Annotated in this window: 27 protein-coding genes; 13 read left to right on the top strand and 14 right to left on the bottom strand. The window is 54.6% G+C overall.

Annotated elements, in window-relative coordinates; translation table 11 throughout:
* Positions 1 to 107 precede the first annotated feature (107 nt).
* The 6 genes from O3C79_RS03435 (at position 108) to O3C79_RS03410 (ending at position 5,349) form a co-directional block, all read left to right on the top strand.
* The gene (locus O3C79_RS03435) at positions 108 to 1,247 is read left to right on the top strand and encodes a sensor histidine kinase (protein WP_494384807.1); all 1,140 of its coding nucleotides are present in this window, start codon (positions 108 to 110) and stop codon (positions 1,245 to 1,247) included.
* A complete protein-coding gene (locus tag O3C79_RS03430) occupies positions 1,244 to 1,942 on the top strand; it encodes a response regulator (protein WP_494384806.1) in 699 nt (232 codons plus the stop codon). Before O3C79_RS03435 ends, O3C79_RS03430 begins: the two co-directional genes overlap by 4 nt.
* A complete protein-coding gene (locus O3C79_RS03425) occupies positions 1,936 to 2,709 on the top strand; it encodes a PAS domain-containing protein (RefSeq protein WP_494384805.1) in 774 nt (257 codons plus the stop codon). Before O3C79_RS03430 ends, O3C79_RS03425 begins: the two co-directional genes overlap by 7 nt.
* 123 nt (positions 2,710 to 2,832) lie before the next feature.
* Positions 2,833 to 4,206 carry a trimethylamine monooxygenase gene (locus tag O3C79_RS03420; RefSeq protein WP_494384804.1) on the top strand — a complete coding sequence of 458 codons (1,374 nt, stop codon included), beginning with the start codon at positions 2,833 to 2,835 and terminating at the stop codon, positions 4,204 to 4,206.
* Positions 4,207 to 4,247: 41 nt separating this feature from the next.
* A complete protein-coding gene (locus O3C79_RS03415) occupies positions 4,248 to 4,604 on the top strand; it encodes a cupin domain-containing protein (protein ID WP_494384803.1) in 357 nt (118 codons plus the stop codon).
* A gap of 319 nt (positions 4,605 to 4,923) precedes the next feature.
* Positions 4,924 to 5,349, top strand: coding sequence for a hypothetical protein (locus O3C79_RS03410; RefSeq protein WP_494384802.1), 426 nt, complete (start codon positions 4,924 to 4,926; stop codon positions 5,347 to 5,349).
* Positions 5,350 to 5,465: 116 nt separating this feature from the next.
* Here the strand turns inward: O3C79_RS03410 and O3C79_RS03405 are convergent, their stop codons facing one another.
* From O3C79_RS03405 to O3C79_RS03375, 7 genes are read right to left on the bottom strand one after another with little or no spacing between them, the layout of a single operon-like run.
* A complete protein-coding gene (locus O3C79_RS03405) occupies positions 5,466 to 6,935 on the bottom strand; it encodes an NAD-dependent succinate-semialdehyde dehydrogenase (RefSeq protein WP_494384801.1) in 1,470 nt (489 codons plus the stop codon).
* A gap of 31 nt (positions 6,936 to 6,966) precedes the next feature.
* Complete coding sequence (locus O3C79_RS03400; RefSeq protein ID WP_494384800.1) at positions 6,967 to 8,601, bottom strand: BCCT family transporter; 1,635 nt, start codon at positions 8,599 to 8,601, stop codon at positions 6,967 to 6,969.
* 58 nt (positions 8,602 to 8,659) lie between these two features.
* A complete protein-coding gene (locus O3C79_RS03395) occupies positions 8,660 to 10,150 on the bottom strand; it encodes an aldehyde dehydrogenase (protein WP_494384799.1) in 1,491 nt (496 codons plus the stop codon).
* A 14-nt stretch (positions 10,151 to 10,164) separates the two neighbouring features.
* Entirely contained in the window at positions 10,165 to 11,196 is a 1,032-nt protein-coding gene (locus tag O3C79_RS03390) for an LLM class flavin-dependent oxidoreductase (RefSeq protein WP_494384798.1), read from the bottom strand.
* Positions 11,193 to 12,101 carry a flavin reductase gene (locus O3C79_RS03385; RefSeq protein WP_494384797.1) on the bottom strand — a complete coding sequence of 303 codons (909 nt, stop codon included), beginning with the start codon at positions 12,099 to 12,101 and terminating at the stop codon, positions 11,193 to 11,195. The genes O3C79_RS03390 and O3C79_RS03385 overlap by 4 nt, the downstream gene beginning before the upstream one ends.
* Positions 12,102 to 12,113: 12 nt before the next feature.
* Positions 12,114 to 12,929, bottom strand: a complete 816-nt coding sequence (locus tag O3C79_RS03380; RefSeq protein WP_494384796.1) for an alpha/beta fold hydrolase — start codon at positions 12,927 to 12,929, stop codon at positions 12,114 to 12,116.
* The gene (locus tag O3C79_RS03375) at positions 12,901 to 13,500 is read right to left on the bottom strand and encodes an amino acid synthesis family protein (RefSeq protein WP_494384795.1); all 600 of its coding nucleotides are present in this window, start codon (positions 13,498 to 13,500) and stop codon (positions 12,901 to 12,903) included. Before O3C79_RS03375 ends, O3C79_RS03380 begins: the two co-directional genes overlap by 29 nt.
* Positions 13,501 to 13,646: 146 nt before the next feature.
* Between O3C79_RS03375 and O3C79_RS03370 the strand changes: the two genes are divergently transcribed.
* From O3C79_RS03370 to O3C79_RS03345, 6 genes are all read left to right on the top strand, one after another.
* Positions 13,647 to 14,309 (top strand): GntR family transcriptional regulator, encoded by a 663-nt coding sequence (locus tag O3C79_RS03370; protein ID WP_010324818.1) that lies wholly within the window; start codon positions 13,647 to 13,649, stop codon positions 14,307 to 14,309.
* Positions 14,306 to 14,698, top strand: a complete 393-nt coding sequence (locus O3C79_RS03365; RefSeq protein ID WP_010324819.1) for a carboxymuconolactone decarboxylase family protein — start codon at positions 14,306 to 14,308, stop codon at positions 14,696 to 14,698. Before O3C79_RS03370 ends, O3C79_RS03365 begins: the two co-directional genes overlap by 4 nt.
* Before the next feature lie 2 nt (positions 14,699 to 14,700).
* A complete protein-coding gene (locus O3C79_RS03360; protein WP_494384794.1) occupies positions 14,701 to 15,015 on the top strand; it encodes a DUF1330 domain-containing protein in 315 nt (104 codons plus the stop codon).
* Between the two features lie 153 nt (positions 15,016 to 15,168).
* On the top strand, positions 15,169 to 15,603 hold the full coding sequence (locus tag O3C79_RS03355) for a VOC family protein (RefSeq protein ID WP_494384793.1): 435 nt from the start codon (positions 15,169 to 15,171) through the stop codon (positions 15,601 to 15,603).
* Between the two features lie 217 nt (positions 15,604 to 15,820).
* Positions 15,821 to 16,738 (top strand): ankyrin repeat domain-containing protein, encoded by a 918-nt coding sequence (locus O3C79_RS03350; protein WP_494384792.1) that lies wholly within the window; start codon positions 15,821 to 15,823, stop codon positions 16,736 to 16,738.
* A 16-nt stretch (positions 16,739 to 16,754) separates the two neighbouring features.
* Complete coding sequence (locus tag O3C79_RS03345) at positions 16,755 to 17,885, top strand: hypothetical protein (RefSeq protein WP_494384791.1); 1,131 nt, start codon at positions 16,755 to 16,757, stop codon at positions 17,883 to 17,885.
* Between the two features lie 179 nt (positions 17,886 to 18,064).
* Here the strand turns inward: O3C79_RS03345 and fabG are convergent, their stop codons facing one another.
* From fabG to O3C79_RS03320, 5 genes are read right to left on the bottom strand one after another with little or no spacing between them, the layout of a single operon-like run.
* Entirely contained in the window at positions 18,065 to 18,826 is a 762-nt protein-coding gene (gene fabG / locus O3C79_RS03340; RefSeq protein ID WP_494384790.1) for a 3-oxoacyl-ACP reductase FabG, read from the bottom strand.
* Between the two features lie 34 nt (positions 18,827 to 18,860).
* Positions 18,861 to 19,187 carry a DMT family transporter gene (locus tag O3C79_RS03335; protein ID WP_010324825.1) on the bottom strand — a complete coding sequence of 109 codons (327 nt, stop codon included), beginning with the start codon at positions 19,185 to 19,187 and terminating at the stop codon, positions 18,861 to 18,863.
* A gap of 11 nt (positions 19,188 to 19,198) precedes the next feature.
* The gene (locus O3C79_RS03330) at positions 19,199 to 20,218 is read right to left on the bottom strand and encodes a heme-dependent oxidative N-demethylase family protein (protein ID WP_010324826.1); all 1,020 of its coding nucleotides are present in this window, start codon (positions 20,216 to 20,218) and stop codon (positions 19,199 to 19,201) included.
* A gap of 10 nt (positions 20,219 to 20,228) precedes the next feature.
* A complete protein-coding gene (locus O3C79_RS03325; RefSeq protein ID WP_010324827.1) occupies positions 20,229 to 21,179 on the bottom strand; it encodes a PDR/VanB family oxidoreductase in 951 nt (316 codons plus the stop codon).
* Positions 21,179 to 21,724, bottom strand: coding sequence for a dimethylamine monooxygenase subunit DmmA family protein (locus O3C79_RS03320; protein WP_494384789.1), 546 nt, complete (start codon positions 21,722 to 21,724; stop codon positions 21,179 to 21,181). Before O3C79_RS03320 ends, O3C79_RS03325 begins: the two co-directional genes overlap by 1 nt.
* 506 nt (positions 21,725 to 22,230) lie before the next feature.
* On the opposite strand from O3C79_RS03320, the gene O3C79_RS03315 reads away from it, so the two are divergent.
* Positions 22,231 to 23,370, top strand: a complete 1,140-nt coding sequence (locus tag O3C79_RS03315) for an aminomethyl transferase family protein (protein WP_494384788.1) — start codon at positions 22,231 to 22,233, stop codon at positions 23,368 to 23,370.
* Between the two features lie 518 nt (positions 23,371 to 23,888).
* On the opposite strand, the gene O3C79_RS03310 is transcribed toward O3C79_RS03315, so the two are convergent.
* A complete protein-coding gene (locus tag O3C79_RS03310; RefSeq protein WP_494384787.1) occupies positions 23,889 to 25,238 on the bottom strand; it encodes an ammonium transporter in 1,350 nt (449 codons plus the stop codon).
* 32 nt (positions 25,239 to 25,270) lie between these two features.
* Positions 25,271 to 25,501, bottom strand: a complete 231-nt coding sequence (locus tag O3C79_RS03305; RefSeq protein ID WP_494384786.1) for a hypothetical protein — start codon at positions 25,499 to 25,501, stop codon at positions 25,271 to 25,273.
* Positions 25,502 to 25,535 lie beyond the last annotated feature (34 nt).

Below are 25,535 nucleotides of genomic sequence, written 5' to 3'. Positions count from 1 at the left end.
TGGGCAATGCGTCAAAGGAGCTACCCCTGCGGGGGTAATCCATCTGTTGCTGGCATGATGTGTGCATTTACCTCCCCGATAACAACACATTCGCACAGGAGGTTGCTGTGGCTGTCAGTCTCACACGCTGGTTTGGACGCACGCAGGCAGAGGCCGGCGCTGACAAACGACGTTACCGCCCCCAGCGGGAGCTGTTGCACCGGATGACCCTCAGCCTGATTCGCTGTGGTGATGATCTGGATGCCACCCTGCCGGACCTGCTCCGACAGGGTGCGGTCGCATCCGGCTTTTCCCTGCCACTCTGGCTGGCCTGGCGCACCGATCACCAAAGCACCTGGCACCTGAATGGCACCAATGATGCTGCCAGTACACTTGAGGTCAGCCGGCTCGGATATCAGCTGGATCTGGCCACCCGTGGTGACCGGACGCGCCTGCAAACCCGGGAAACACTGGCCGATTTATCGGTTCAGGGCATCCGCATGCCGGATGGCGAGAGTGGGTTGCAGCTCTGGTTACTGGCACCTACCCCGGATGCGGACAAGGCGGACCATTGGCGTCAGGTTCTCTGTGATCTGGGCCAGGCCATCCGCGAAGGGCTGGACCTCAACCTTGCCCACAGCAACCAGCTACGCCAGCAACGTCAGAGTCTGCAGCAATCCCTGGCCGCCACCTTGCATGACTCCGTCGCCCAGCAACTGTGTTATCTGTGCCTGCAAACCGGCCGTCTGGAGCAACAGGTCGAACAGCTCCCCAATGACGAAATGCGCGACCGGCTGCATGGACTCCGGCAACAGGCCCGCCAGGCCTATCGCCAAACACGAGAACTGATCAGCAGCTCCCGCATCCGCCTGCATCACAGCCTGGAGAAGGAGCTGCAAACGGCCATCGCCGAATTCGAGCGCCATTCAGGCCTGATGTTCGAGCTCGATAACCGCCTCTGTGACCGCAACCTGCCGGAGGTGATCGCCGTCGAACTGCTGCTTATTCTACGCGAAGCCCTCAGCAACGCCGTCCGCCATGCCCATGCACAAAAAGTCCGTATCCAGCTTCTGCCACACGGCGAGAAAGGTATCCACATCCGTATTGAAGACGACGGCCAGGGCTTGCCCAGCGAGCGCAACGCCGACAGTTTCGGGCTTGGCATCATGGAAGAGCGCGCCAAACGCATCGGCGCCCATTTCCACATCGAGTCCCGCGCCGGCCAGGGCACCTGCATTGAACTGATTACAGAGGAACTCTGCTCATGACACACACGCCGGTAATTCTGGTCGATGACCATCCGCTGTTTCGGCGCGGAGTCGCTGAACTGCTGCAGGATACCGATCACTTTGAAGTAGTCGCTGAATTTGATGGCCCCGCCGGTGTGCTGGAGCATATACACCGTGTGGCGCCGGAGCTGGTACTGCTGGATCTGCAGATGCCGGACAGCAGCGGGCTCGACCTGCTGCAACAGATCAAGCAGTTCAGTGTGGATATCCGTGTGGTGATGCTGACCGCCTCCGATGACCCTGCCCACCTGATGGATGCACTGCGTATCGGCGCCGACAGCTATCTGCTCAAGGATACCGCCCCCGACATGATGATCGAACGCCTCAATAACGTGCTGGAAGGGCATGTGGGGCTGGATGACGATATGCTGTTGCTGCTGCGTGAAGGACTGCGCCAGCAGGGCGAGCCTGCCGAGTCGAACGCCACACAAGCCGGCGCCAATGTGGTTGCGGATGAACGCTGGTACGAAGTACTGACCGAACGCGAGCGCCAAACCCTGATATGGATCTCCCGAGGCCTCAGCAACAAGCTGATCGCGCGGGAGCTGGGCATCAGCGACAGCACCGTGAAGGTGTATGTCAAAAGCCTGCTGCGCAAACTCAATCTGCACTCCCGTCTGGAACTGGCGGCCTGGGTACACAACCATCCCCTGCCGGAGAACGAGACATGCTGAGCCGTCTGCTGGCCCGGTCAGCGGAACCAGTGCCTGACTCCATTCCGCTCCACCGGGTACTCGACAGCCTGGATATCGCTGTATTGGTGGTCAACGAACATGGACAGATACTGGCCGCCAATCAGGGCTGGCAGCGCCTTAAAGGCGACAACTGCAGTACCCTGTTTCATGAGCACCTGCACCCCGGTGATCGCCCGCTATGGCAACAGGCATTGCTGACACAGGAAAGCCCCCTGCAGGCCCGTGTGCTGAGCGCCCAGAGCAACAGTCTCTGGTGCGAGCTGAAACACCAGCCTGTCGACAGCAATACACTCTGGCCCATCAGTATCACGCTGACCGATATCAGCGACCAGATGTCCCGTTCGCGCCAGCGTGATGCGGACTGGCGCAGCCTCACCCAGCTGGTCAATCAGTTGCCCGCCATGCTGTATCGCAGCCGCAACAACCGGGACTGGACCATGGCGTTTGTCAGCGCCGGTTCTCTGGAGCTGACCGGTTACCCCCCGGAAGTGCTGACCAACCAGTCCAGCCTCAACTACGGTGACCTGATCCACCCCGAGGACGCTGATCCCGTGTGGGAGCAGGTGCAGGACGCGCTCAGCCGTGGCGAACGTTTCGAGCTGCATTACCGCCTGCAGCACGCCGATGGGCGCCTCATCCCCGTGATTGAAAAAGGCCAGGGCATTTATGCCGACAACGGCGCCATTCTGGGCGTTGAAGGCATGGTTCTCACCTTCTCTACCCCCTCCGCACACACCCCAATGTAGCCCCGCAGGGTTACCTTCAACGGGGAATTTTGCCCGCAGGATCTCAGGGGTAATTTGGTTATCAACGGCCACCTGATGTGGCCATCGGAATCCCAAAACAGGATTGATGCGGAGATAACCATCATGAAAAAACGCGTAGCCATCATCGGCGCAGGCCCCAGCGGCCTGGCACAGTTACGAGCCTTCCAGTCAGCTGAAGCCAAGGGCGCCGAAATTCCGGAGCTGGTCTGCTTCGAGAAGCAGGACGATTGGGGCGGCATGTGGAACTACACCTGGCGCACCGGCCTGGATGAGAACGGTGAACCGGTGCACGGCAGCATGTACCGCTACCTCTGGTCCAACGGCCCAAAAGAGTGCCTGGAATTCGCCGACTACACCTTCGAGGAGCATTTCGGACGTCAGATCGCCTCCTATCCGCCGCGCGAAGTGCTCTGGGACTATATTAAAGGGCGCGTAGACAAGGCCGGCGTGCGCAAATACATCCGCTTTAACACCCCGGTACGCAACATTTCCTACGACGAAACCACCGGCCAGTTCACCGTAGCGGTGCACGACCACAACACCGACACGACTTACAGCGAAGTGTTCGACTATGTCGTCTGCGCCAGCGGCCACTTCTCGACCCCCAAGGTGCCCGAGTATGAAGGCTTTAAAACCTTTGGTGGCCGCGTACTGCACGCCCATGACTTCCGCGACGCGCTGGAATTCAAGGACAAGGATATTCTGATTGTCGGCGCCAGCTACTCGGCCGAAGATATCGGTTCCCAGTGCTATAAATACGGTGCCCGCTCCATCACCAGCTGCTACCGCAGCGAACCCATGGGCTTCAAATGGCCAGATAACTGGGAAGAAAAACCGGCGCTGACCCATGTGGATACCGACACCGCCTACTTCAAGGACGGCAGCAGCAAGAAGATCGACGCCATCATCCTGTGCACCGGTTACCTGCACCACTTCCCCTTCCTCGCCGACGACCTGCGCCTGCAGACCGATAACCGCCTCTGGCCGTTGAATCTCTACAAGGGTGTGGTCTGGGAAGACAATCCTCAGTTCTTCTACATCGGCATGCAGGACCAGTGGTACTCCTTCAATATGTTCGACGCCCAGGCCTGGTATGTGCGTGACGTGATTCTGGGCCGTATTGCCCTGCCGTCCAAGGCCGAGATGACCGCCGACAGCCTGAAATGGCGCGAACAGGAACTGGCACTGGAAACCGCCAAAGAGATGTACGAGTACCAGGGTGCCTATATTCTGCACCTGATCGAGCAGACCGATTACCCGACCTTCGACATCGACGGCGTCAACCGCACCTTCCTGGAATGGAAACAGCACAAGAAGGACAACATCATGACCTTCCGTGACCACTCCTATGCCTCACTGATGACCGGCACCATGGCGCCCCCGCACCATACCCCCTGGCTGGATGCCCTGGACGACTCCATGGAAGCCTACCTGGCCGATGCACCGCTGACCGACGACGCCCGCAAGGCCGGCTAACCCACGTGCCGGCTCCGGTCGGCATATTTCGAGGACAGAGCATGAGTAATGCACCCATTACACGACTGCCGAATCGCAAGGCGGAACCGATGACCGACGCCCTGCCGGGCTGGACCGTTGTCGCCGGTGAACCCACCATGACCACCTGGATCGAATACACCGCCGATGACGGCAGCATGATCAGCGGCTGGTGGGAAGCCTCACCCGGCACCTGGCATGCCACCTACGCAAGCTGGGAGTTCATCCACCTGATTGAAGGTGCCGCCATCATCACACCCGACGGCGGCGAACCGGTCGAAGTCGGCCCCGGCGATGCCTTTGTTATCGAAAAGGACTTCGTAGGTACCTGGGAGATCACCGCCCCAATCGTGAAGCACTTTACGATCAAGCTGAAATAACCGCTCAACCTTTTAAAGCCCGACCGCCCGGCTTCAGGCCCACACACCTTGGCCGGGCACCCCAAGCTCAGAACGCACATCAGCCCTCGCCAACAGAGCGCCCCCTATCCTTCCCAAACAGCCTGTATTGCTACCGCTTCCGACTGGCAACGCATAGCAATTTGGTCCAATATCAAGGCACTATGGAGTGACCGTTACAGGATACCGTGCACGGTCCAACACAAAGCGCGCATGCTTATGACAAGCTCCTCACTTCTCGTTCAGCAGCGAGCCAAAGCCCACCCCTTAACCAAGCGCTGGATTATAAGGAAATACCTCCATGCTCTCGATGTCATTCACACTTCTACTTGCCGCCGCGCTTTGCATTATTGCGGCAGCACTGCACTTTGCTTGCCTTGCTTGGGGCGCATCAGGCTACCGGTTTCTCGGTGCCGGAGAGAAAGCTGTCGCAGCCATTGAATCTGGGGACAGAGGGCCACATATTTCAGCCCTTGTTGTCGGGACTATGTTGCTGGTTTGGGCGATCTACGCCATAGCCGCGGCCGGTATGCTTCCGGCAATGCCGTTTATGCGTCCAGTACTTTTTCTCATTTCAGGGGTATTGCTTGCTCGTGCGCTTTTGTTCCCGCTGCTGCGCCCATTCATTCCGGGCAATAGCCTGAAGTTCTGGATTATTTCATCGCTCGCGGTGGGCGTACTCGGCTTGCTGTTTCTGCTTGGTGCGCTGCAAATGGGAGAGTCGTGAAGTCAAACAGGATAAAGTTGTGTGCAATAGAAACTCTGAGCGACATTAGTCGCCCAGAGTTTATTGCCATGCTTACCTTTCAGAAGTGAGTCTGAGTTTCTATTGGACAGATGTTGTCAGGATTCTATATCACCCATGCAGATGTATTTCAGCTCGGTGTAATCCTCAAGGCCATATTTAGAACCTTCGCGTCCCTGGCCAGATTCTTTCACACCACCAAAAGGGATCATCTCGGAGCTGATGCCGGTTTCGTTGACTCCCACCATGCCGTACTCCAAACGCTCACTGACCCTCCATATTCTGGATGGATCTTTAGTGAACACATACGCAGCCAGGCCAAGCTCGGTATCGTTTGCCATTGCAACGGCTTCAGCCTCACTCTCGAATGAGAATACAGGTGCCACAGGTCCGAATACCTCTTCTTTCGCCAAGCGCATGTCTGTCGTGAGGTCACGCAGCACTGTTGGCTCATAGAAGTGGCCGGTTCCGTTGGCCGGTTGGCCGCCAATACAGACTCCAGCACCTTTACTAACAGCGTCTTTTACCAGGGTATCGACACTGTTAACCGCCTGCCCTGCGATCAACGGCCCCGCTGTGACCGATGCATCAAACCCATCCCCCAGCACAAACTCGGAAACCTTAGCAGTCAGTTTCTCGAGAAAACGCTCATAGATGCTCTGCTGCACCAGTATCCGATTGGCGCAAATACAGGTTTGCCCGGCGTTACGGTACTTGACGGCAAGCACACCGGCGACGGCCTTATCCAGGTCTGCATCCTCAAACACCATCACCGGCGCATTACCGCCCAATTCCATCGACGTGCGTTTAACCCCTCTGGCCGACTGCTCCATCAGGATCTTGCCCACTCGCGTGGAACCGGTGAACGTCACCTTTTTTACCAGTGGATGAGACGTTAAAACCTGCCCGATGGCAGCCGCATCCGTACCCGGTATCACATTAATGAGTCCATCAGGAATGCCGGCACGCTGTGCCAGCTCCGCCAGGGCCAGTGCAGACAGAGGCGTTTCTGCTGCCGGTTTCAGCACAATGGAACAGCCCGCCGCCAACGCCGGGGCTACCTTGCGCGTAATCATGGCAAGCGGAAAGTTCCAGGGTGTGATAGCGGATACCACACCCACCGGCTGTCTGGTGACCAGAGAACGCCGATCTGAAGTAGTCGCAGGCAGAATATCACCATAGATCCGCTTGGCTTCTTCAGCGAACCATTCGATATAGGAGGCGCCATAGGCGACCTCCCCCCTGGCTTCGCTGAACGTCTTTCCCTGCTCGGCAGTCATCAGCGTCGCAAGATCATCCTGGTGCTCCATCACCAGATCAAACCATCTGCGCAGCAAGCTCGACTTTTCCTTCGCAGTGACAGACCGCCACTGCTCCATAGCCTGCTGGGCTGCATCAACAGCACGTTGCGCGTCCTCTGCGCCCAGGTTTGCAACCCTTGCCAAGGGTTGAGTGGTGGAGGGATTTTCAACCTCAAAGGTTTTCTGCCCCTCTGCCTCAACCCAGTACCCATTGATGAACCCTTTCGTTTTGACCAGTGAAGGATCTCGGAGCATCTCTGCAATCATTGTGTACACCTGTTAAAAGCCATGTTGGGCATTAGTCAGCTAAAGCAGCCTCGCCTTCAGCAAGATTGCTCGTCACGACGTCTTTGGATACAACGGGCTTCGCCAGATCATTGGCGTTGTAGGTAATCCCGTTTCGCTCATCTTGAAAGCCTTTAACAAGCGCCCAGCACATGAATGTCAGCACCACAGAGAATGGCAGTGCAGCAATAATGGTGGCCGTCTTAAGCGCATCCAGACCGCCGGCCAACAACAGTGCCAAAGCAACACCACCAAGTCCCAGGCCCCAGATAATGCGCAAGGACCTGGCCGGGTGAGTATCGCCCTGAGACACAATCGTGCAAATGACCAGCGTGCCCGAATCGGCAGAGGTAACAAACCAGGTCACAATCAGCAGGGTCGACAGCACAGCCATTGCCTGGGTCATTGAGTCCACACCAATGGCTTCGATGGTGCTGTAGAGCGACAGGGTAATGTTTTCGTTAACCACCTGAGTAAGATGCCCGGCATTCAGCAACTCAATGTTAAGCGCCGTACCACCAAAGACAATGATCCAGAGAAACCCGCCCAACGGCGGCATTACCAGAGCCGTGAGCAAAAACTGACGTACGGTACGACCACGTGAAATACGGGCAATGAACATACCGACCAGCGGACCCCAGGACAGCCACCAGCCCCAATAGAAGATGGTCCACCAGCCCTGCCATTGACGCTCAGCATCCAGATCGACCCAGAATCCCATCGGGATAAAGGTGGCCACATAATCCCCCAGAGAGGAAACCGTCAGATCCATCAGAAATACGGTGGGGCCTGCAAATACAAAAAATGCAATCAGCACCAGACTCAGGCGGATATTCCAGATACTCAGTATTTTAATACCGCGTCCAACCCCTGAAATAGCCGAGATGGTGGCTACAACGGACACAAATGCGATCAGAATAACCTGTGTGGTTGTGGAAACAGGTACACCAAATAAATAGTTCAATCCGGCATTCATCTGCGAAACGCCCAGACCCAGCGTTGTTGCGGTACCGAACAGCGTGCTGAAGATTGCCAACAAGTCGACAGCGTGACCGATAGGTCCATAAATTTTATCACCCAGTAAAGGGTAAAGACCGGAACGAACCGTTAGTGGAAGACCGCGGCGGTAGCAGAAATAGGCAAGGCATAAGCCCACCAGAATATAAACCGCCCAACCATGCAGCCCCCAATGGAACATGGTGATTTTAACCGCCATACGTGCAGCACTTTCGGTGGCGGCCTCTATGCCATTCATATCCAGGAAAGGGTTCCCCTGAAAATGCATCAGGGGTTCACCAATACTCCAAAAGAGCAGGCCTGTACCTATGGCACAGCTGAACAGCATTGAAAACCATGCCACAAACCCGAACTCGGGCTTTTCATCATCGTTGCCTAAACGAATATCACCGTAGCGACTAAATGCGACCCAGACAGAAAAGCCCAGTACGGCACTGACAATGACCACGTAGTACCAGCTGAGATTGTGAAGAATCCAACTATTGAAACCACTGAAAATTTCGTTGGAAAGTTCGACGTTAAGCACTGTGAAGAGCACAAACGCCGCTACCATCAAAATGGAACAGTAGCTCATGAATGTGCTTTTTCCGGCATCAGGAATACCGGATAAAGCTCTTGTGCTGGGTTTCATAAAAACTCCTAAGCATCAAAAATAGCCGAAGCTGTTATTTTTATTGTTGAGCAAGCCGTTATCGCATTACGAACGGATTACCCATGGGTTCACTGGATGTATTAATCCAGGTGGTTCTCACGCGTATGTAGTCCTGAATAGCCTGAATACCCGCCTCACGTCCGTATCCGGACTGGTTCACACCGCCAAAAGGTGCAACCGGCGAAATAGCGCGGTATGTATTTACCCAGCAGATACCGGATTTGATTTGCTGAGATACACGTAGCGCTTTTGACAGGTTTTCAGTAAATACACCTGACCCCAAACCAAATTCGGAATCATTCGCCAACGCAATCGCCTCTTCTTCGGTGTCAAAGCAGGCGATAGACATGACCGGCCCAAACAGCTCGGCTTTCAGAGTTACGGTCTCAAAATCGGGGCATTCAACAATGGTGGGGGCGAAATAGTGCTCTGAACCCAACTCAGCCAGGCGATGTCCACCAGCCAGTACCGACGCACCCTGCTCTTTCGCTTTGAGCAGCGCCGCTTCTATGCCTTCAACTTGTGCCATTGTGCAGAGCGGACCGATATGAGAAGTGCTGTCCAGCGGGTTACCGACCCGGATTTCAGCCGTGGCCTTCAGAAGACGACTGACCAACTCCTTGTACAGCCCACGCTGAATATACACTCGCGAGCCCGCGACACAGGACTGACCTGAAGCACCAAAGTTACCGGCCAGGATCCCGTTGGTCGCACTTTCGACATCAGCATCCTCGAACACCAGAATGGGTGACTTGCCGCCCAGTTCGAGGGAGGTTACCGCGAAGTTTTCGGCCGTATTGCGAACAACATGCTTCGCAGTTTCAGGTCCACCGGTAAAGGCCAGGCGATCAATATCCGGGTGTGATGTCAGCGGAATGGCACAGCCGACGGCATCTCCGGTAATCACTGATACCACGCCTTTCGGGAAGCCTGCCTGCTCAATCAGGCGAGCGAATTCCAGAATGGCAACAGGTGCAATCTCAGACGCCTTGATAATGACCGAACAACCAGCGGCCAAGGCCGGAGCCAGCTTGGTGGCGGTCAGAAACATCTGGGCGTTCCAGGGCACTACCGCCGCAACGACACCGATGGGCTCAGGCTTTGTGAACACATGCATATCGGCCTTATCGATAGGCAGTGTGTGGCCTTCGATTTTATCGGCGAGACCTGCGTAGTATCGATAATACTGGGCGACATATCGGGCCTGAGACTGGGTTTCAGCCGCCAGCTTGCCGCTATCACTGGTTTCTACAGCGCCAAGCGCCTCAGAATGTTCCGCCAGCAAGTCGGCTAGTCGGTTCAGCAATACACCGCGCTCGGAGGGTGTAAGGCCAGCCCACTCTGGATCACTGAGAGAGCGACGAGCCGCTTTTACGGCACGTTCAACATCTTCAGGTTCGGCACAAGCAAAAGTAGCCCAGGCATCACCTGTTGCCGGATCAATCGTCGGCATTTTCTTGTTTGCTGCGCCTTCAACCCACTCACCATCAATGAACAGCTTGTAGTGGGGCAGATTTAAATCAGACATAAGGATCCCATCCATCAATTAAAAGCAGGCATCACTTCATCAATAAATCGACGCAGCGACGTTTCTTTTTCCTGGCGTGTCATGCCTGAATCACTCCAGTAAGCAAACTCGTCGTAGCCCAGATCTTCATAGTGCTTGAGACGATCAATAATCTGCTGAGGTGTACCTATCATCAGATCATTGCGAATCGCTTCGCGCTTATAGAACGGGTGCTCATCAATTTCTTTTTGTGAAAGAGACTGAATAAGACCCTGACTGATCGGGCGCTCATTTTTGAACCAGGCGCCAAAGTAGCAGTAAAACTCATGCAGTTTTCGGGCGGCCTGGTCCAGCTCAGTCGGGTTGTCTGAAACGAACGCATGCTGGAGGATCATGATTTTTGTGCGCTTATCATGCTTTTCGCAGGCTTCGTTATATTTGGAGATCAATGCTTCAACTTCTTCCAGCCCTTGCCACAGCGGCGTGACCTGCACATTGCAGCCGTTGCTGATAGCAAATTCATGGCTGTTAATATCGCGGGCGGCTACCCAAATCGGAGGGCCATCTTCAGTTAATGGCTTGGGCGATGATGTGGTTTTCGGGAAGTTGTAATGCTTGCCTTCCTGGGTGTGGTCACCTTTCCAGAGACCTTTAATGGCAGGCACCATTTCACGCAGGCACTCACCCGCGCCCCAGGCATCCATACCCGGCACCATACGTTCATATTCAAATGAATATGCTCCTCGCGCGATACCCAGATCCAGACGACCACCCGTAATGATATCCGTCATGGCCGCTTCGCCGGCCAGTTTTATCGGGTGCCAATAGGGGGCCACAACTGTCCCTGTCCCCAGGCGTACATTCTTCGTCTGATGGGCAAGATCGATCAGGTTGAGGAAAGGGTTCGGTGCGATGGTGAAGTCCATACCATGGTGCTCACCGGTCCAGACTGTACACATGCCACCTTCATCAGCAATTTTGCATAATGAAATAAATTCGTCGTACAGATCCTGCTGTTTCTGCTGTTCGTCCACGCGCTCCATGTGAGCAAAGAGTGAAAATTTCATCGCACATCCCCTTTTGTTTCATCCCCAAAGTACAGACGGAAAACGCCATTCTGCTTTTCATTGACCAGACGACCGACCATTGATTGAAGATCGGATGACGCAAAATTCAGGTCTGCCAACTCTTCAAATGGCACATATTCATACTGCTGGTGATCAGACTCTTTAGCGCTTTCAACCCGGTAAAACGCAATGAAGCCGCCGGTTGTGGCTTTCTCATACACGGAAAACACCTGGCCTACTTCACTCTCGGGCTCTATTTCTTTGACAAAGGAGGCGAGTGTTTCGTGTGAGCTTTGCCCTTTCGTCATGTCTGCAACAGGCAGGATGTAGCCCTGGTCTGTTTTCTGCACGAGCAGCTTGTCGTTACACTCAATCAAGGCACCCACCTGAGCCGATGACTGCAGTGCAACTTCTTCCGCCTTGTGCTCCATTCCCAGACTGAAATAACCACCCTTGGCATATCCCAGACCCAGTTTTTCTGTTGTTGCGAAGGCTTCCACCTTGCCTACAAGAAGGAGGTGATCCCCAGCGGGAACCTTCTGGAAAGCCGAGCATGAGAAGTGCGTTACCGCACCATCAATCAGCGGCGTGCCGAATTCATCTGCTGTCCAGGGCACTTCAGAAAAGCGGTCACCAGACGAACCTGCAAAGGTGTTAGAGGCATGCTGCTGCTCTTCAGCTAGAATGCTGACCGCAAAGTGTTCGCATTGCTCGAATACATCAAAACTGGAGAGCTTATTGGCTGGACATACCAGCAACAGCGGCGGATCCATTGACACTGAGGTAAACGAGTTCGCTGTAAAGCCTACTTGCTCTCCCGTCTTGCTCACGGCAGTTACCACCGTGACGCCCGTCATAAAGGAGCCAAACGCGTTACGCAGCTCTCTGGGATCAAAGGTATTCACAGGAATATCTCCTTAGTTCCGGTCAAAACAGCGCTGACCGAAATCTTTTATTATTGGATTTATCTCTACGGAGTGAGTTAAAGGGGCCATGTGGCGAGACGCCTGAACGATGTAGCTCTCGCCTTCAGGACAAAGTCTTGCCATGGATTTGGACATATCAGGCGTTGAATTCGGATCTCCCTCTCCCGTCAGAAACAGCGCCGGAACAGACAGGTTTTCAAGATCACGATCTGAAGGGCCATCATTGAAACAGAAGACTTCATAAGCCTGGCGATAACCATCAAGGGAGGCCTGACTCAGCCATTCACAACACATGCGTGCATGCTGCACATCGTCACCCTGCAGGGGGAAATCAAACCAGCGCTTAACCGGAGCCGTCACATTCTCAGCCGTAATACTCTCTTTGATTTGCTGAACACGGCTAAAGACCGCCTGCTTGGCGGCATCCGAGCGCCGGTAAACCGAATTCAGCGCCGCCACACCTGCACATTGTTGCGGATAACGAATGGCAAAGTTCAGCGCGATCATAGATCCCATTGAGTGCCCGGCTATCAGCACGGGTGTCTGCACCACTTCGTTTATCCATGCAGCAACGGCGTCGGTATAGGTCGGGATATCTAGGCACCCTGCCATGATGTCACTTTCACCATGACCCGGCATATCCACGGCATACACTGTGAAGAACTTCGACAAGCCTTCGACCTGGTGTACCCATGCTTCCAGGCGCAATCCTACGCCGTGGATGAGAACCAGAGACGGCCCCTGTCCTGTTCGGGTGTAGGCAAGCCCTGAACGGGACTTAAACCGCGGCAGGGTTATCGACGTCATGCCCAAGCTCCTGAAGTTCCTGATAACGGTCGCCAATACGGTGATGCGGACGACCACCAGTTGCACCACCAAGAACAACCACAATTTCATCAGCAGCAGGCGCGTCACCGATGTTGAATTGCAGCGTCAAATAGTGGGAACGCTTGCCACCATCATTTTTGTCCATCATCGGAACAGAAATCGGTGCGTTGGCAGGGCCACGGGTGTTTGTGAACGAGAGGAATGATTTAGCCTCTACCGCCTCGCGGTAGAAATTGCCAAAGTGCAGCGTATGAATCAGAGCAGAGGCATGCTCGACTTCACCGTTCAGACCTACAACCGCAGCTTTACCGAAAGCTTCGATGTTCTCTGCGCCACCCGCCAGGTCGCAGATGCGCTGCGTCAGGAGTTCTCCCAGTTGCGGACCATACTCACGAACAACCGGTTTCAAGTCATGCACAAAGCGCCCTGCCCAGGGGTTTGTGACGACAGCAGCCACCGCAAACATGCGCAGAGGCTTATCTGCCTTCTTATACCCCTCAATCAGGGTTTCTTCTTCAAAGCTGACGATTTTGCGTATCTCTAAACTCATTTCCGGATCCCGCCCAAGGTGATAATGATCTTCTTCGTAATATGGTATACCATATGACACAAAGATAATCATACAATCACGACTGAATCAAGTGATCGCTATGCTAAGATGCAAAACTGGATTCTGATTCAGAGGAACGAAGACACATGCAGAAGGTTGAACGACCCAAAACCTTGAAAGAACACGCCCTCGATTCCCTGCGTGACGCCATCACCAGTAATTCACTGACACCGGGCACTCGCTTAATCGAACGCAACCTGTGTGAAACGCTGGGCGTTAGCCGCACCGTTGTTCGGGAATGTATCCGTCATCTGGAAAGCGAGCACCTGGTTGTGGGTCTTCCCAACGCGGGCTTTGCGGTTGCATCTATCAGTGATGCAGAAGTGAAGGAAATCTATGAGATACGCACCCTGTTGGAATGCATGGCTGTTCGAGAATGCAGCAAAGTCATCACCTCGGAAATCATACAGAACCTGTACCAGCTGCATGATCAGATCGCAGATCACTTGGCTAAAGACGATATCAAAACCGCTTTACGCCTCACCAAAGACTTCTATGAATTGATCTTTCACAGCGCAGGCAAGCATGTTGCCTGGGTCTTGGTCGAACAGCTCAACTCTCGCATATCCCGGTTGCGCGCCATGACACTGAGTTCTGTCGGGCGTAAAACCGCAGGCCCGAAAGACCTGTATGAAATGGTCAAAGCCCTTGAGGAGCACGACCCCGATAAAGCCTGTGCAATCTGTGAGCGTCATCTTAAAGAAGCCTATGAAATCGCATGCCAACTGGAGAAAGGAAACAACTCATGAAAGATGATCTGTTTGAACTTGGTCTACAAAAGCGCAAAGAAACGCTGGGAAAAGACTATGTAGAAAAGAATCTTGAGAAGGCTGACAGCTTTAACCTCCCTTTCCAGGAAGCAATGACAAGCTGGTGTTGGGGATTCGGCTGGGGCGATGACACCATTGATGCCAAAACCCGTTCCATGATGAATCTCACCATGATCGCAGCACTGGGCAAGATGGAAGAATGGGAGCTACACCTCAAAGGCGCCATTTCCAACGGTGTAACCGTGGACGAAGTTCGCTCCATCCTGCATGTGATCGCTATTTACTGTGGCGTACCTCAGGGCGTTGAGTGCTTCCGCATAGCGCGCGCAACTTTGACAGAATTGGGCCTTTTGGAAGCCAAGGGTTAAGTATGAAAGGTTACTGGATCGCCCACGTCACTATTCAGCAAGAAGAAGACTATCAGGCATACCTGGCGCTTGCTCCTCAAGCCCTGGCCAAATATGGCGCGAAGATTCTTTCCCGGGGTGAAAACTTCACCCCTCTGGAAGGCTTTGACGACAACCCTCCACAAAGAGCGGTTGTCCTGGAATTCGAGAGCTATGAACAGGCGCTCGCTTGCTACCACTCAGAGGAATATCAGCAGGCACGGGAAAAGCGCATCCTCTGCTCCGAGGCCCATATTCTGATCTTGCAAGGAATGGAAGACAGTCCTCGACTCGGCTGAACTCAACACCCGAGTCGAGTCTACATTCCAACCTACTTGCTAGGTTTGTTAACAAGGAATGTGGCTCTCAGGCCCGAAGATTTAGATTTGTTTTAAGTCACGCCTTACATACACTCAAATCTGCCATCAAGGCCCAACCAAGTGAGAGTGATTATGAGCAACACACATAACATCCCCCCGTTCCACCTGGCGTTTCCGGTTCGTGATGTCGAAGAAGCCCGTACGTTCTACGGCAAAGTGCTGGGCTGTACCGAAGGTCGCTGTGCTCCGGGTGAATGGTGCGACTTCAACTTCTACGGTCATCAGATCGTCGCGCACAAGGCGCCGGATGAATGCGGCTGTGACGCATATAGCGATGTCGATTCTCACAAGGTCCCGGCACGTCATTTCGGTGTCGTTTTACCGATGGAGGAGTGGCAAACACTGGCTGACCGCCTGACCGGCCTGGGTATCCAGTTCATTATTGAGCCGTACGTGCGCTTCAAGGGCGAGGCTGGCGAACAGGCCACCATGTTCTTCATGGACCCGTCTGAAAATGCCATCGAAATCAAGGCATTTGCGAACATCGAGTCACTGTTTGAGAAGTAATTATTCACCCGCCGACCAGCTGTCGGCGGGGTTTACAGCTATATAACAAGACCGGCTGAAGGACGCTAAACATTTTCACTTCCCATAATATCAGCATCCAATTTTTCACTACGGACAGCGACACCTGCTTCAGCTTTGCTAATATCAACAGCTAACGTGATAAAGCACTTCACCCGAGCCATTCTTCCGAGCAGCAGGCAAATACAGAGGACGTAACATGAAAAAACTGCATGCACTTTTAGGCCTGTCAGTACTGCTCCTGATAACTGGCTGCAGCACTTCTCCCTACCTTCACCTTTATTCCATGGTAGATTTAAATGCCAGCAACGAAGACTTGATGATAGTAATCGATCAACCTGGATTTGATGCCAATGCCGAGCAGGGCAAAAACTGGGTCCCGCCTTTATGTGGCCTGGCGGACCTGGATGATCGCAATGAAGTAATCGAGCACCTGATCACTAAAGGTGCCAGCGTGAACAATTGTTACGATAATCGTGCCCGAACCTATCCTTTGCACCTGGCGGCTGAAGGCAATGCCCCCAACAATATTCGCTCATTGCTGGCCCATGGTGCTAACCCCAGCCTGGTCGACTACAAGCAGCGAACACCCCTGGCCGTCGCTATTGAGGAAGGAAATCAGGAAGCAATTACAGTTCTAAGACAAGCCCAACAGGCAGAGTCTGCCTGGCAACAAGCCCAAACGGAAAATACTGCCGAAGCGTATAAACAATTTCTGCATGATTACCCTGTCAGCCGCTTCCGCGAAGACGCTGGCCAAAAACTGGCAGCAGCCGATGCCCAGGAGCGCGCCAGGCAACAGGAAACAAAGCGTATGGAGACTCTGGAAGCCAGCCTTCCAGCACAAGTACGCAAGGATAAATACCTGATCGCTCTCTCTCAGTATCTTAAACAGGGCAACTATGCTGACGCCTTGCCTCTGTTTGAAAAACTGGAAGCACTCCCTACCGAGCAGGATCCCTCGCTGAACTATTTCCATGGACAGGCACTGTTACGAACCGGTCAACCTGCACCCGCACTGCAGAAGCTCTATCGATACGTGAATACTCAGGGTAGAAACGCTCCTCATTATCGTAAAGCTCTGGGTTTGATTAACGAGGCAGAATCCAAACTCTGATCAAGGAGGCGAAACCATGGCCGCTCGTGAGCGCGTTTTTATTCGCAAACCGTTAGGCCTGTGCCTGCTTCTGATCCTCATCTTCGGTGCGGCGCCAAGTTATGCGGACCAATCCCTCGAAACGTTTGAAACACAGTTGGATAAAGCTATTCGCAGCGCCTGTCATGGACATATGCTTGAGGCACTTCCCGATATACTTGGTGATATAAGTAGCTGGGTAAACGAAAATTCCTCGTTTTGCCAGACCGTGAGGACACTGCGAAAAGAACAGTCGGCACTCAAACTGCTCGAAAGCCGGAACACAGATCTGGATGTCCCCACAACGCATGCCAGAATAAAAGCCATCTTTGCCTACAATGAAGACCTGTACCGCCACGCAGACTGCAATGACTGGATGTGTGAACATATTCGGCAACAAGCCTACCGCCAGGGCAACCCGGTTTCTCTGGCGGACTATCAAAAGGTCGCTCGGCATTGTGAGGAACGCTATGAGTGTATCGAGCACTGGTTCAGTGATTGGCCCAAGCCCCTACCCTCCTCTAAACAGGAAGGGCTGTCGCTGGATGGCTTATTAGGCACATCCGAACTTGATACAAGGCCCGATACCGCTCAACCCAGTGCACAAGCCTCTTTGTCACTTGATTCCCTCATGGCCACACCCAAGCCCTCAATGCAAGAAATCCAGACGAAAACTGCCAGCGTTACAACACAGAAAACGCCTCGGCCAACCGCTGGACACCAGTCTGAAGCTGAGAAAGTTCATCCCTCGCAGAGTACGCAGAACAACAAAGCACAAGTGCCTGCCGCTACGACAGCGTCAAAAAAGCCCGAGAAGCCTGATATTTATGCCATCTGCAAAAGAACTGTCGGAATGGCCAGTGTTGCCGGCTGTATCAACGTACACCTGCCCGACGACTCCACCGCTTGCTCAGGGCCTGACAATACCGATTGTGCGAATAGTTTGGCTCTGCTTTGCCAAAAAGTAGCAGCCCGCACCGCTACCCCCTTCGACCAGTATGCTTCCGGGCAAGGCACTTTCACGACTGAGGCACAGTGCCTTATGAGGTGTGAGAAAGAATATGGGGAAGCCAATTGGGGCCGTTACGGTTCAAAATGCTTGGGCGCTGTATCTACACGAACCCGCTAGGTGTGAATACTAAATACGTTGTTCCAATCAGGGCTCATGCTCGGGGCCTTTTACCGTATGCAAAGAAGGCGTATTCATCCAATGGTCCATAGGCAAAGTGGTTGTGGAGCGATGACTACACAAAGCCTTGTCGAGGCTGCTCCCTGACAAGGCTTAGAGTCTATCTACTCAGCTGAAGCTTAGCCTACCGCTTCCAGAGACTCCGGCAGGATCTGACCACCATCCACGATCAGGGTCTGGCCCGTGATATAACCGGCTTCGGGTGACGCGAAAAAGGCCGCCGCGTTACCAATATCCTCCACCTGTCCAAGGCGCTTCATCGGGATCGATGCGGCCATCTGACGCAGGTAATCTTCCCCCATATCCTCCAGCCCTTCAGTGATGATATTGCCCGGCATTACGGCATTCACGGTAATTCCGTAACGCGCCAGCTCGATGGAGGCCGTACGAATAAAGCCCAGCTGCCCGGCCTTGCTGGCCCCGTAGTGTGCCCAGCCCGGGAAGCCTGTAACAGGGCCCGTGATTGAGGAGGTGACCACAATACGGCCACAGCTGCTTTTCTTCAGCGCCGGCAGCGCCGCCTGAACACTGTTGAACAGTCCCTTGAGGTTGGTATTCATCACCTGGTCCCAGTCTTCTTCCGGCATGGTTTCCAGACTGGCCGAGGGGAAGATACCGGCATTGGCACAGAGCACATCCAGCTGATCAAAGGCCTCTGTCACCGCGGCTACCGCCTGGTCCAGACTGCTGCGACGGGTGACATCCGCCTCCAGACCCAAATGGCCTTCACCCAGGCTGGCTGCAGCCGCCTGAGCCTGTTCAAGATGACGCGCAGCGATGGCCACGCGATACCCCTTGCTGGCAAAGACCCTCGCAATGCCCAGCCCTATTCCTTTGCTTGCACCCGTTACCAGTACTACGGGTTGATCTGTCTGTGTCATAGTTCACCTCTCTTCCATGTTCCGCCATTGGGTGTCACACCGCAGTGTCGCCGAATAGCTTGAGTCCGACCACCCCCATCACAATCATGCCGATACAACCTATTCGCACCAGGCCGCCCGGCTCCTGCATGAACAGGATACCGACTACGGCCAACGCTGATGCCCCTATGCCGGACCAGACCGCATAAGCGGTGCCCACCGGAATGGTGCGCATCGCCAAGGACAACAGTCCAAGACTCACCACAATCAATACGGCGGTCACCACCGATGGCCAGAAGCGGGTAAAGCCATCACTGTACTTGAGGCCGATCGCCCAGAGGCACTCCAGCACTCCGGCGATCAGCAGGTATACCCAGCCCATAGAATCTCCTGTTAGTTGGCTGGGTCGTACTGTGACAGCCATTCCACCGCCAGATCGTGATAGCGGCCCAGTCCCTTGTATTCGACCAGTTCAGGCGGCAGCGTTTTCAGTACGCGGTGCATGCGGCGCGCCCAGTCCGGATTGGTAACCAGATCATCAAAGCTGATCAGGAAAGTACGGATGCTGAACATCAGGGCATTGCTGCGCGGCATGCGATCCAGCACCTGCAACTCCACGCGCAGGTGCACTTTTTCGCCTACATTTTCAGGAGTCACGCTGGCACGGTCGGTGCCCCAGTTGGGATAAGTCTCCGGTGAGGTGTCCATGCGGGCGTTGACGGTGAGCGTCCAGTTGAGACGGCGTACCGGACGGCCGACCGGGATCGCGGTCAGGTATTTCAGTGCGCGCTCAAACACGCCCATTTCATGCGCCAATGGTACAGGTCCGTGCCATTCCGAAAAGCTCATGCCGGCATCAAATGCCAGTGACCAGTCCGCCGGACAGGTTACGATACCGGCATCCAGAAACAGATCGCCATCGCGCTGATCCAGCAAGGCAAAGTCGCCCTGTAGCTGGCGGCCCATGTATTCCATAGGCGGCAACGGCAAGGTGCTGCTGTCACCAAAGGTGAAGCTGTCCTTGATGTTGAGCAGACGGTTTTCCCAGGTCCACTGATCACCTTCAGTGCTGAGGCTGAAATGCTGTGGATAATCAGCCGCCAGTGACTGCATGCAACGTTCGATCATGTCCCAGCAGGCCAGATCCATATGCGGCATGGCCAGGCAGCGCTGGGGATTTTCCTTGAGCACGATATCGCGCTCGGCCATTTCCGATAGGTAGTGCTCGTCGATATCCAGCAGGAATTCATATACCGACCCTTCCGGACCCGGCGTGGTATGCGGTTCGATGTTCACCGAATAGCGGTATTCATCATCAGGAAACGGAAAGGGAAAACGTGCAATCGCGCCGGGGCTGTTGCTGTAGCTGAAGTCGTCACGAAAGGTCTGTACGGGTTTGGGTGACATGCGCATGACGTCGCTCCTATATATCCAGAGTAAGGTGTTTGCCGGCGGCACGGGAGACGCAGGGCATGATGCAACCGCCGTTGGCTTTCTCATCGGCCGAGAGGAACTCATCGCGATGTTCCACTGCGCCTTCGATCACGGGCGTTGCACACTGGCCACAGACACCGGCTCGGCACAGATTGGGCACAGCAACGCCTTCACGTTCCAGTGCTTCCAGCAGGCTTTCATCGGCTGCCACATCCAGGGTTTTGCCGCTGCGGGTCAGCTGGGCCTTGAACGGCTCACCCGGCTCGGGGGCGGCAAAGGCTTCGTAGTGAATCAGGCTTTCCGGCCAGCCCAGTGCCTTTGCAGTACTGCAGACACCTTCAATCAGCGACTCAGGGCCACAGATATACACATGCGTCCCCGGCCCCTGATCGCTCAGTACTGTGCTCAGGTCACACTTGTTTCCATGCACTGAGTCATAGCGATGCAGGGCTGCCCCCAACTGTTGCTGCAGTTGATCCAGGTAGGCGCCGGTCTGACTGCTCCGATACAGATAGTGCAGCTCGAATGCGGCACCCTGACGTTTGAGTTCGGGGATATAGGACATGAACGGCGTGATACCCACACCACCGGCAATCAGCAGATGCTTGCGGGCCGCCATCACGGGGGCGAAGAGGTTCGCCGGCGGCGTGATCGCGAGCTCATCCCCCACGTTTACTTCCCCGTGCATGAAGGAGGAGCCGCCACGAGAGTCCTCCTGCAGACGCACCGCGATGCTGTAACGACGCGGCATGGCTGGATCGCTGCACAGCGAGTAGGCATTGCGAATTTCACGCGCCTCACCGGGCATAATTACCTGCACATGACTGCCGGGTGAAAACGCCGGCAGCTTGCCTTCAATCGCTTCCAGCTTGAACTCGCGAATCAGCGGCGCCACCTGCTCAATGGCCATGACCCGCACGGGTATGCTGTCGATACTCATTACTGCAATACCTCCTGTTCCAGTTGTTCCTCAGGATCTTCGGCATTGATCTGCACGCCCACATAGGCACCGTGCAGACGGGCAAAATGATCCCGCACCAGCAATAAACGCCCACAGCCACTGCAGGTGTGCGGGCTGGAGGTCACCCCTTCCATCAGGGTGTAGCAATGGGTGCAGAACAAACGCCGGGCCTTGCTGATCGGAGGGGCGAGCTGGATCTGTTCATCCACCAGCCCGGCAGACAATGCCTGATTACGGATGTCCCACAGGAAACCTTCGCTCCCCGCAACGTACAGACGGGTGGTGACAGGAGCATCACTGAGGACACGCTGCAGGTAACCGGACAGGGAATCAGCCAGCGTACCCGGCGAATTGCCCGGCTCTGCCACCAGCCACTGAGCACCGGATTCCGAGCACTGACGGTATAACGGCTCCAGCAGGTGACCGGCATCGGACTCACTGACGAACAGCTGTAACCCCGCCGACGCCACCAGCTCGGGCGCCACGTATTTTGGACGACTCTTGATGGATGGATCGATCTGCATCACTACTCCTTTTGGGCTACCCAAAATTTATTAGTGGTATAATTTATTTCTTATCAGGAAAAGCAAAACTTCTGCCAAAAAAATAAATTCTATGCATTTCAAGGAGTTAAAAAAATCGCACCCAATAGACAGACTGATAGGGGCACAGCAACAGTGCATCCCCGTGTCTGCGTGACTCAGTTCAGGGCAAACGTCAGTCGGCTCCCCATCAAATGCGCCGCATACAGAGCCTGGATAGTGAGTGAGCTGTCAGGCTGACTCCCCTTCTAAAGACGGAACACCAGGGAAACGGGCTCACGAAAAAGGGGCGTTGACCTAAAACGGGGCGCACTCTGCGCCGTGAATGCTCACATACAGATAAATGCCGCAGCAGGAAGGACTAAGAAATATTTTTTCTCCATAGGAATCATCAGTTTACTTGTGCATGGCCCGAAACTTGCCTTTCCTATCAGGAATAATAATTCCCTTACAGGAATCAAGCCTTATCTAGACGAATGGAGAGAACAATGGCTAATTCATGGCGTATCGCCGCACTGGCTGAAAAACATCGTGCCCTGGGTTCCAAGCTGGAAGACTGGAACGGCCTGCCGACGGCCTGGACCTACAGCAAAAGCGGTTACACCCTGGCGGATGAACACGAAGCGATCCGCACCAAGGCAGGCTTGATGGATGTATCAGGTCTGAAGAAGGTGCACTATGTCGGCCCCCACGCCGAGAGCCTGCTGGAGTGGGCTACCACCCGCGATATTTCCAAGCTTTATCCCGGCAAGGCGGTCTACGCGACCATGCTGAATGAAGGGGGCAAGTTCATCGATGACTGCGTTATCTACCGCATGGGTCCCAACTCGTTCATGGTGGTGCACGGTACTGGCGCCGGTTACGAACGCCTGACCCAGGCCGCACTCGGCAAGCAGGTAGCCGTATTATTTGATGACGATATGCATGATCTGTCACTGCAGGGTCCGACTGCGGTGGATTTCCTCGCCGAACATATCCCCGGCATTCGTGACCTGGCCTATTTCCACCACACCCACGCGCGCCTCTTTGGCTGCCCGATCACCATCTCCCGCACCGGCTACACCGGCGAGCGCGGTTACGAGATCTTCTGCAAGGCCGCCGACGCCGCCACCATCTGGGACGGCATTCTGGAAGAGGGTAAGGCATTCGGTATTATCCCCTGCTCCTTCACCGCACTGGACTGGCTGCGCACCGAAAGCTATCTGCTGTTCTATCCGTTCGATAACTCCGAGATGTACCCGTTCGAAAATGAACCGGCTGGCGATACCCTTTGGGAACTGGGTCTGGATTTCACCGTTTCCAAGGACAAGACCGAGTTCTGCGGTGCCTACGAGCACTTCCGACTGCAGGGCAAGGAGCGATTCAAGATCTTCGGTGTATTGCTGGAGGGTAAAGAAGCCGCGGCTGAAGGTGATGAACTCTGGGCCGATGGCAAAAAGGTGGGCGATATCACCTGCGCCATGTACTCACGCCTGACCGACAAATCCATGGCGATCGCCCGTCTTGCCGTTCCTTACGCAGAACAGGGCACACCCCTTCAGGTCAAAGGCAGCCTTGAGGTATCGGCCATCGCCCATACCCTGCCATTTGATGACCCGGAAAAGAAAAAGCGCACCGCAAAAGGCTAAGCACGCCGTTCAGATTGTGCACGCACAGGGGCTGTTCCAGTAACAGCCCCTTTTTTATGTACAAGACCTGAGTAACGCCCAGCAATTGCCTCCCTGAACAGCCAGAGCCAACCTCTCAGCTTCTGGCAGACTCCCATCTCCACACTCTCCCTTCAGCTATCCGTGCACACACAGCGATCTGCTCATAATCTGTGATATCACCTGAACCACACCCTGTACTCAGCGCGAACGGGCACCAGATCCATCTCTGAGTCTGCTTAACACAGCTTATCCGAACACACTGAGTCATTGGCAGGCGCACTCAAATGGTGTGCATCCAGGTTGTGCACGATCTCCCTTTACCCAAGCCTTAAAAACATTGAGTACAACTGTACTCAGGATTAGCACGTTTGTGTTTAAACGATGCAACCAGACAGGTATTGAGCACTTTATTGGGCAACAATCGATATTGTGGCCGCTGAGCGCAAAGCAAAAAAAAGGCCCCGAAGGGCCTTTTGTCTCTGGAGGAGTTTGGAACTCTATTTACTCACAGCCTGACTCGCCTGATAGCCGGGAGCCGCCTGTCCCTTGCTGGCAGTGCCCGACTTGTCAGAACCGCCACCGAGTCCCATGGAGGAGTGGCCCGGGCCGAATTCCGGATAGGCCTGCATGCCGCATTCGCTGACATCCATACCTTCCATCTCTTCTTCTTCGGTGACACGCAGACCCATAACCGCCTTGATGATCAGCAGAACCACAAAGCTGGCCACGAACATCCAGGCGAAGGTTGCAACAGTACCGATCAGCTGACCCGTGAAAGTCGCATCATCATTACTGAGCATTACCGCAAAGATGCCCCAGATACCGGCGGAGCCGTGTACAGAGATGGCACCGACAGGGTCATCCAGTTTCAGTTTGTCCAGGGTGACAACCGACATCACAACAACCAGACCACCGATGGCACCGATGATGGATGCCAAACCGGCAGACGGCATCAGCGGTTCAGCCGTAATGGCCACCAGACCGGCCAGAGCACCGTTGATGGTCATGGTCAGGTCGGTTTTACCGAACAAAGCACGGGCAAACAGAGCCGCGACGATCATGCCCGCAGCCGCTGCTGCGTTGGTGTTCACAAAGATTTTGGCAACCGCGTTCGCTTCTTCAACGTTGGCGATCTTCAGCTCGGAACCGCCGTTAAAGCCGAACCAGCCCATCCACAGGATGAACATACCCAGGGTTGCCATCGGCAGATTGGCACCCGGAATGGCGCGGACTTCGCCGTTTTTGCCATATTTGCCTTTACGCGGACCGACCAGAATAACCGCTGCCAGGGCAGCCGCAGCACCGGCCATGTGCACAACTACAGAGCCTGCAAAGTCCTGGAAGCCTAGCTGATCCAGGAAGCCGCCACCCCATTTCCAGTAACCTTCAACCGGGTAGATAACCGCAACCATCATGACCGCAAAGGTCAGGAACGGCCAGAGTTTCATACGCTCGGCCACGGCACCGGAAACGATAGACATGGTTGCTGCCGCGAATACGGCCTGGAAGATGAAGTCAGCCATACCTGAGTAGTAAGGTGCATCATCACCACCGGCCACGACAGATTCGGTCGTATTATCTGCGCCCAGCAGGAAGTCGATGCCCGGAATCACCGAGCTGATCGGATTGGCGGGGTACATGATGTTGTAACCCACAAGCAGGTAAACCACACAGGCCACGCCGTAGAGCAGCGCGTTCTTGTTCAAGATTTCAACCGTGTTCTTGGCACGTACCAGGCCAGCCTCGAGCATGGCAAAACCTGCTGCCATCCACATTACCAACGCTGTACACATCAAGAAGTAAAACGTATCCAGGGCGTACCCCAGTTCCAGCACCATGCCGTCCATATCGTTCTCCCGAAGGTCGCTTGATTTCCCTGTCAGCTGCGCCCTGTGAGGGCATTACTGACTTTTATCAAAAGGATATTGAGTTTCCTGATGGGAATAAGCAAAGCACGGGCCAGATTTACAACCGGCTGATTTAAAAGAACAAAAGGTATATTTTGTTGGTATGGAACGACATCAATGTTCAAAAATAGAGCAGCCACTGGTGCACCGGGTCCATTGCGGGGCAACTTTCCAGCGATCTCATTATCCGCTACCTTGGCCAAGTCATACCTCCCAGATGGATAACCCGCATAACGA

Source organism: Marinobacterium sp. NO-S09 (assembly GCF_059179545.1).
Note: the sequence above shows the minus strand (reverse complement) of the source record. Positions and strands in the feature narration are given on the sequence as shown.

Excerpts from the sequence above, each read along its gene's own strand:
- O3C79_RS03310 (WP_494384787.1), bottom strand. The coding sequence starts at position 25,238 with ATGGACGGCATGGTGCTGGAACTGGGGTACGCCCTGGATACGTTTTAC.
- O3C79_RS03390 (WP_494384798.1), bottom strand. The coding sequence starts at position 11,196 with ATGAAATTTTCACTCTTTGCTCACATGGAGCGCGTGGACGAACAGCAG.
- O3C79_RS03420 (WP_494384804.1), top strand. The coding sequence starts at position 2,833 with ATGAAAAAACGCGTAGCCATCATCGGCGCAGGCCCCAGCGGCCTGGCA.
- O3C79_RS03330 (WP_010324826.1), bottom strand. The coding sequence starts at position 20,218 with ATGCGCATGTCACCCAAACCCGTACAGACCTTTCGTGACGACTTCAGC.
- O3C79_RS03335 (WP_010324825.1), bottom strand. The coding sequence starts at position 19,187 with ATGGGCTGGGTATACCTGCTGATCGCCGGAGTGCTGGAGTGCCTCTGG.
- O3C79_RS03320 (WP_494384789.1), bottom strand. The coding sequence starts at position 21,724 with ATGCAGATCGATCCATCCATCAAGAGTCGTCCAAAATACGTGGCGCCC.
- O3C79_RS03410 (WP_494384802.1), top strand. The coding sequence starts at position 4,924 with ATGCTCTCGATGTCATTCACACTTCTACTTGCCGCCGCGCTTTGCATT.
- O3C79_RS03375 (WP_494384795.1), bottom strand. The coding sequence starts at position 13,500 with ATGAGTTTAGAGATACGCAAAATCGTCAGCTTTGAAGAAGAAACCCTG.
- O3C79_RS03425 (WP_494384805.1), top strand. The coding sequence starts at position 1,936 with ATGCTGAGCCGTCTGCTGGCCCGGTCAGCGGAACCAGTGCCTGACTCC.
- O3C79_RS03395 (WP_494384799.1), bottom strand. The coding sequence starts at position 10,150 with ATGTCTGATTTAAATCTGCCCCACTACAAGCTGTTCATTGATGGTGAG.
- fabG (WP_494384790.1), bottom strand. The coding sequence starts at position 18,826 with ATGACACAGACAGATCAACCCGTAGTACTGGTAACGGGTGCAAGCAAA.
- O3C79_RS03315 (WP_494384788.1), top strand. The coding sequence starts at position 22,231 with ATGGCTAATTCATGGCGTATCGCCGCACTGGCTGAAAAACATCGTGCC.
- O3C79_RS03360 (WP_494384794.1), top strand. The coding sequence starts at position 14,701 with ATGAAAGGTTACTGGATCGCCCACGTCACTATTCAGCAAGAAGAAGAC.
- O3C79_RS03415 (WP_494384803.1), top strand. The coding sequence starts at position 4,248 with ATGAGTAATGCACCCATTACACGACTGCCGAATCGCAAGGCGGAACCG.
- O3C79_RS03370 (WP_010324818.1), top strand. The coding sequence starts at position 13,647 with ATGCAGAAGGTTGAACGACCCAAAACCTTGAAAGAACACGCCCTCGAT.
- O3C79_RS03380 (WP_494384796.1), bottom strand. The coding sequence starts at position 12,929 with ATGACGTCGATAACCCTGCCGCGGTTTAAGTCCCGTTCAGGGCTTGCC.
- O3C79_RS03350 (WP_494384792.1), top strand. The coding sequence starts at position 15,821 with ATGAAAAAACTGCATGCACTTTTAGGCCTGTCAGTACTGCTCCTGATA.
- O3C79_RS03345 (WP_494384791.1), top strand. The coding sequence starts at position 16,755 with ATGGCCGCTCGTGAGCGCGTTTTTATTCGCAAACCGTTAGGCCTGTGC.
- O3C79_RS03325 (WP_010324827.1), bottom strand. The coding sequence starts at position 21,179 with ATGAGTATCGACAGCATACCCGTGCGGGTCATGGCCATTGAGCAGGTG.
- O3C79_RS03400 (WP_494384800.1), bottom strand. The coding sequence starts at position 8,601 with ATGAAACCCAGCACAAGAGCTTTATCCGGTATTCCTGATGCCGGAAAA.
- O3C79_RS03365 (WP_010324819.1), top strand. The coding sequence starts at position 14,306 with ATGAAAGATGATCTGTTTGAACTTGGTCTACAAAAGCGCAAAGAAACG.
- O3C79_RS03405 (WP_494384801.1), bottom strand. The coding sequence starts at position 6,935 with ATGATTGCAGAGATGCTCCGAGATCCTTCACTGGTCAAAACGAAAGGG.
- O3C79_RS03355 (WP_494384793.1), top strand. The coding sequence starts at position 15,169 with ATGAGCAACACACATAACATCCCCCCGTTCCACCTGGCGTTTCCGGTT.
- O3C79_RS03430 (WP_494384806.1), top strand. The coding sequence starts at position 1,244 with ATGACACACACGCCGGTAATTCTGGTCGATGACCATCCGCTGTTTCGG.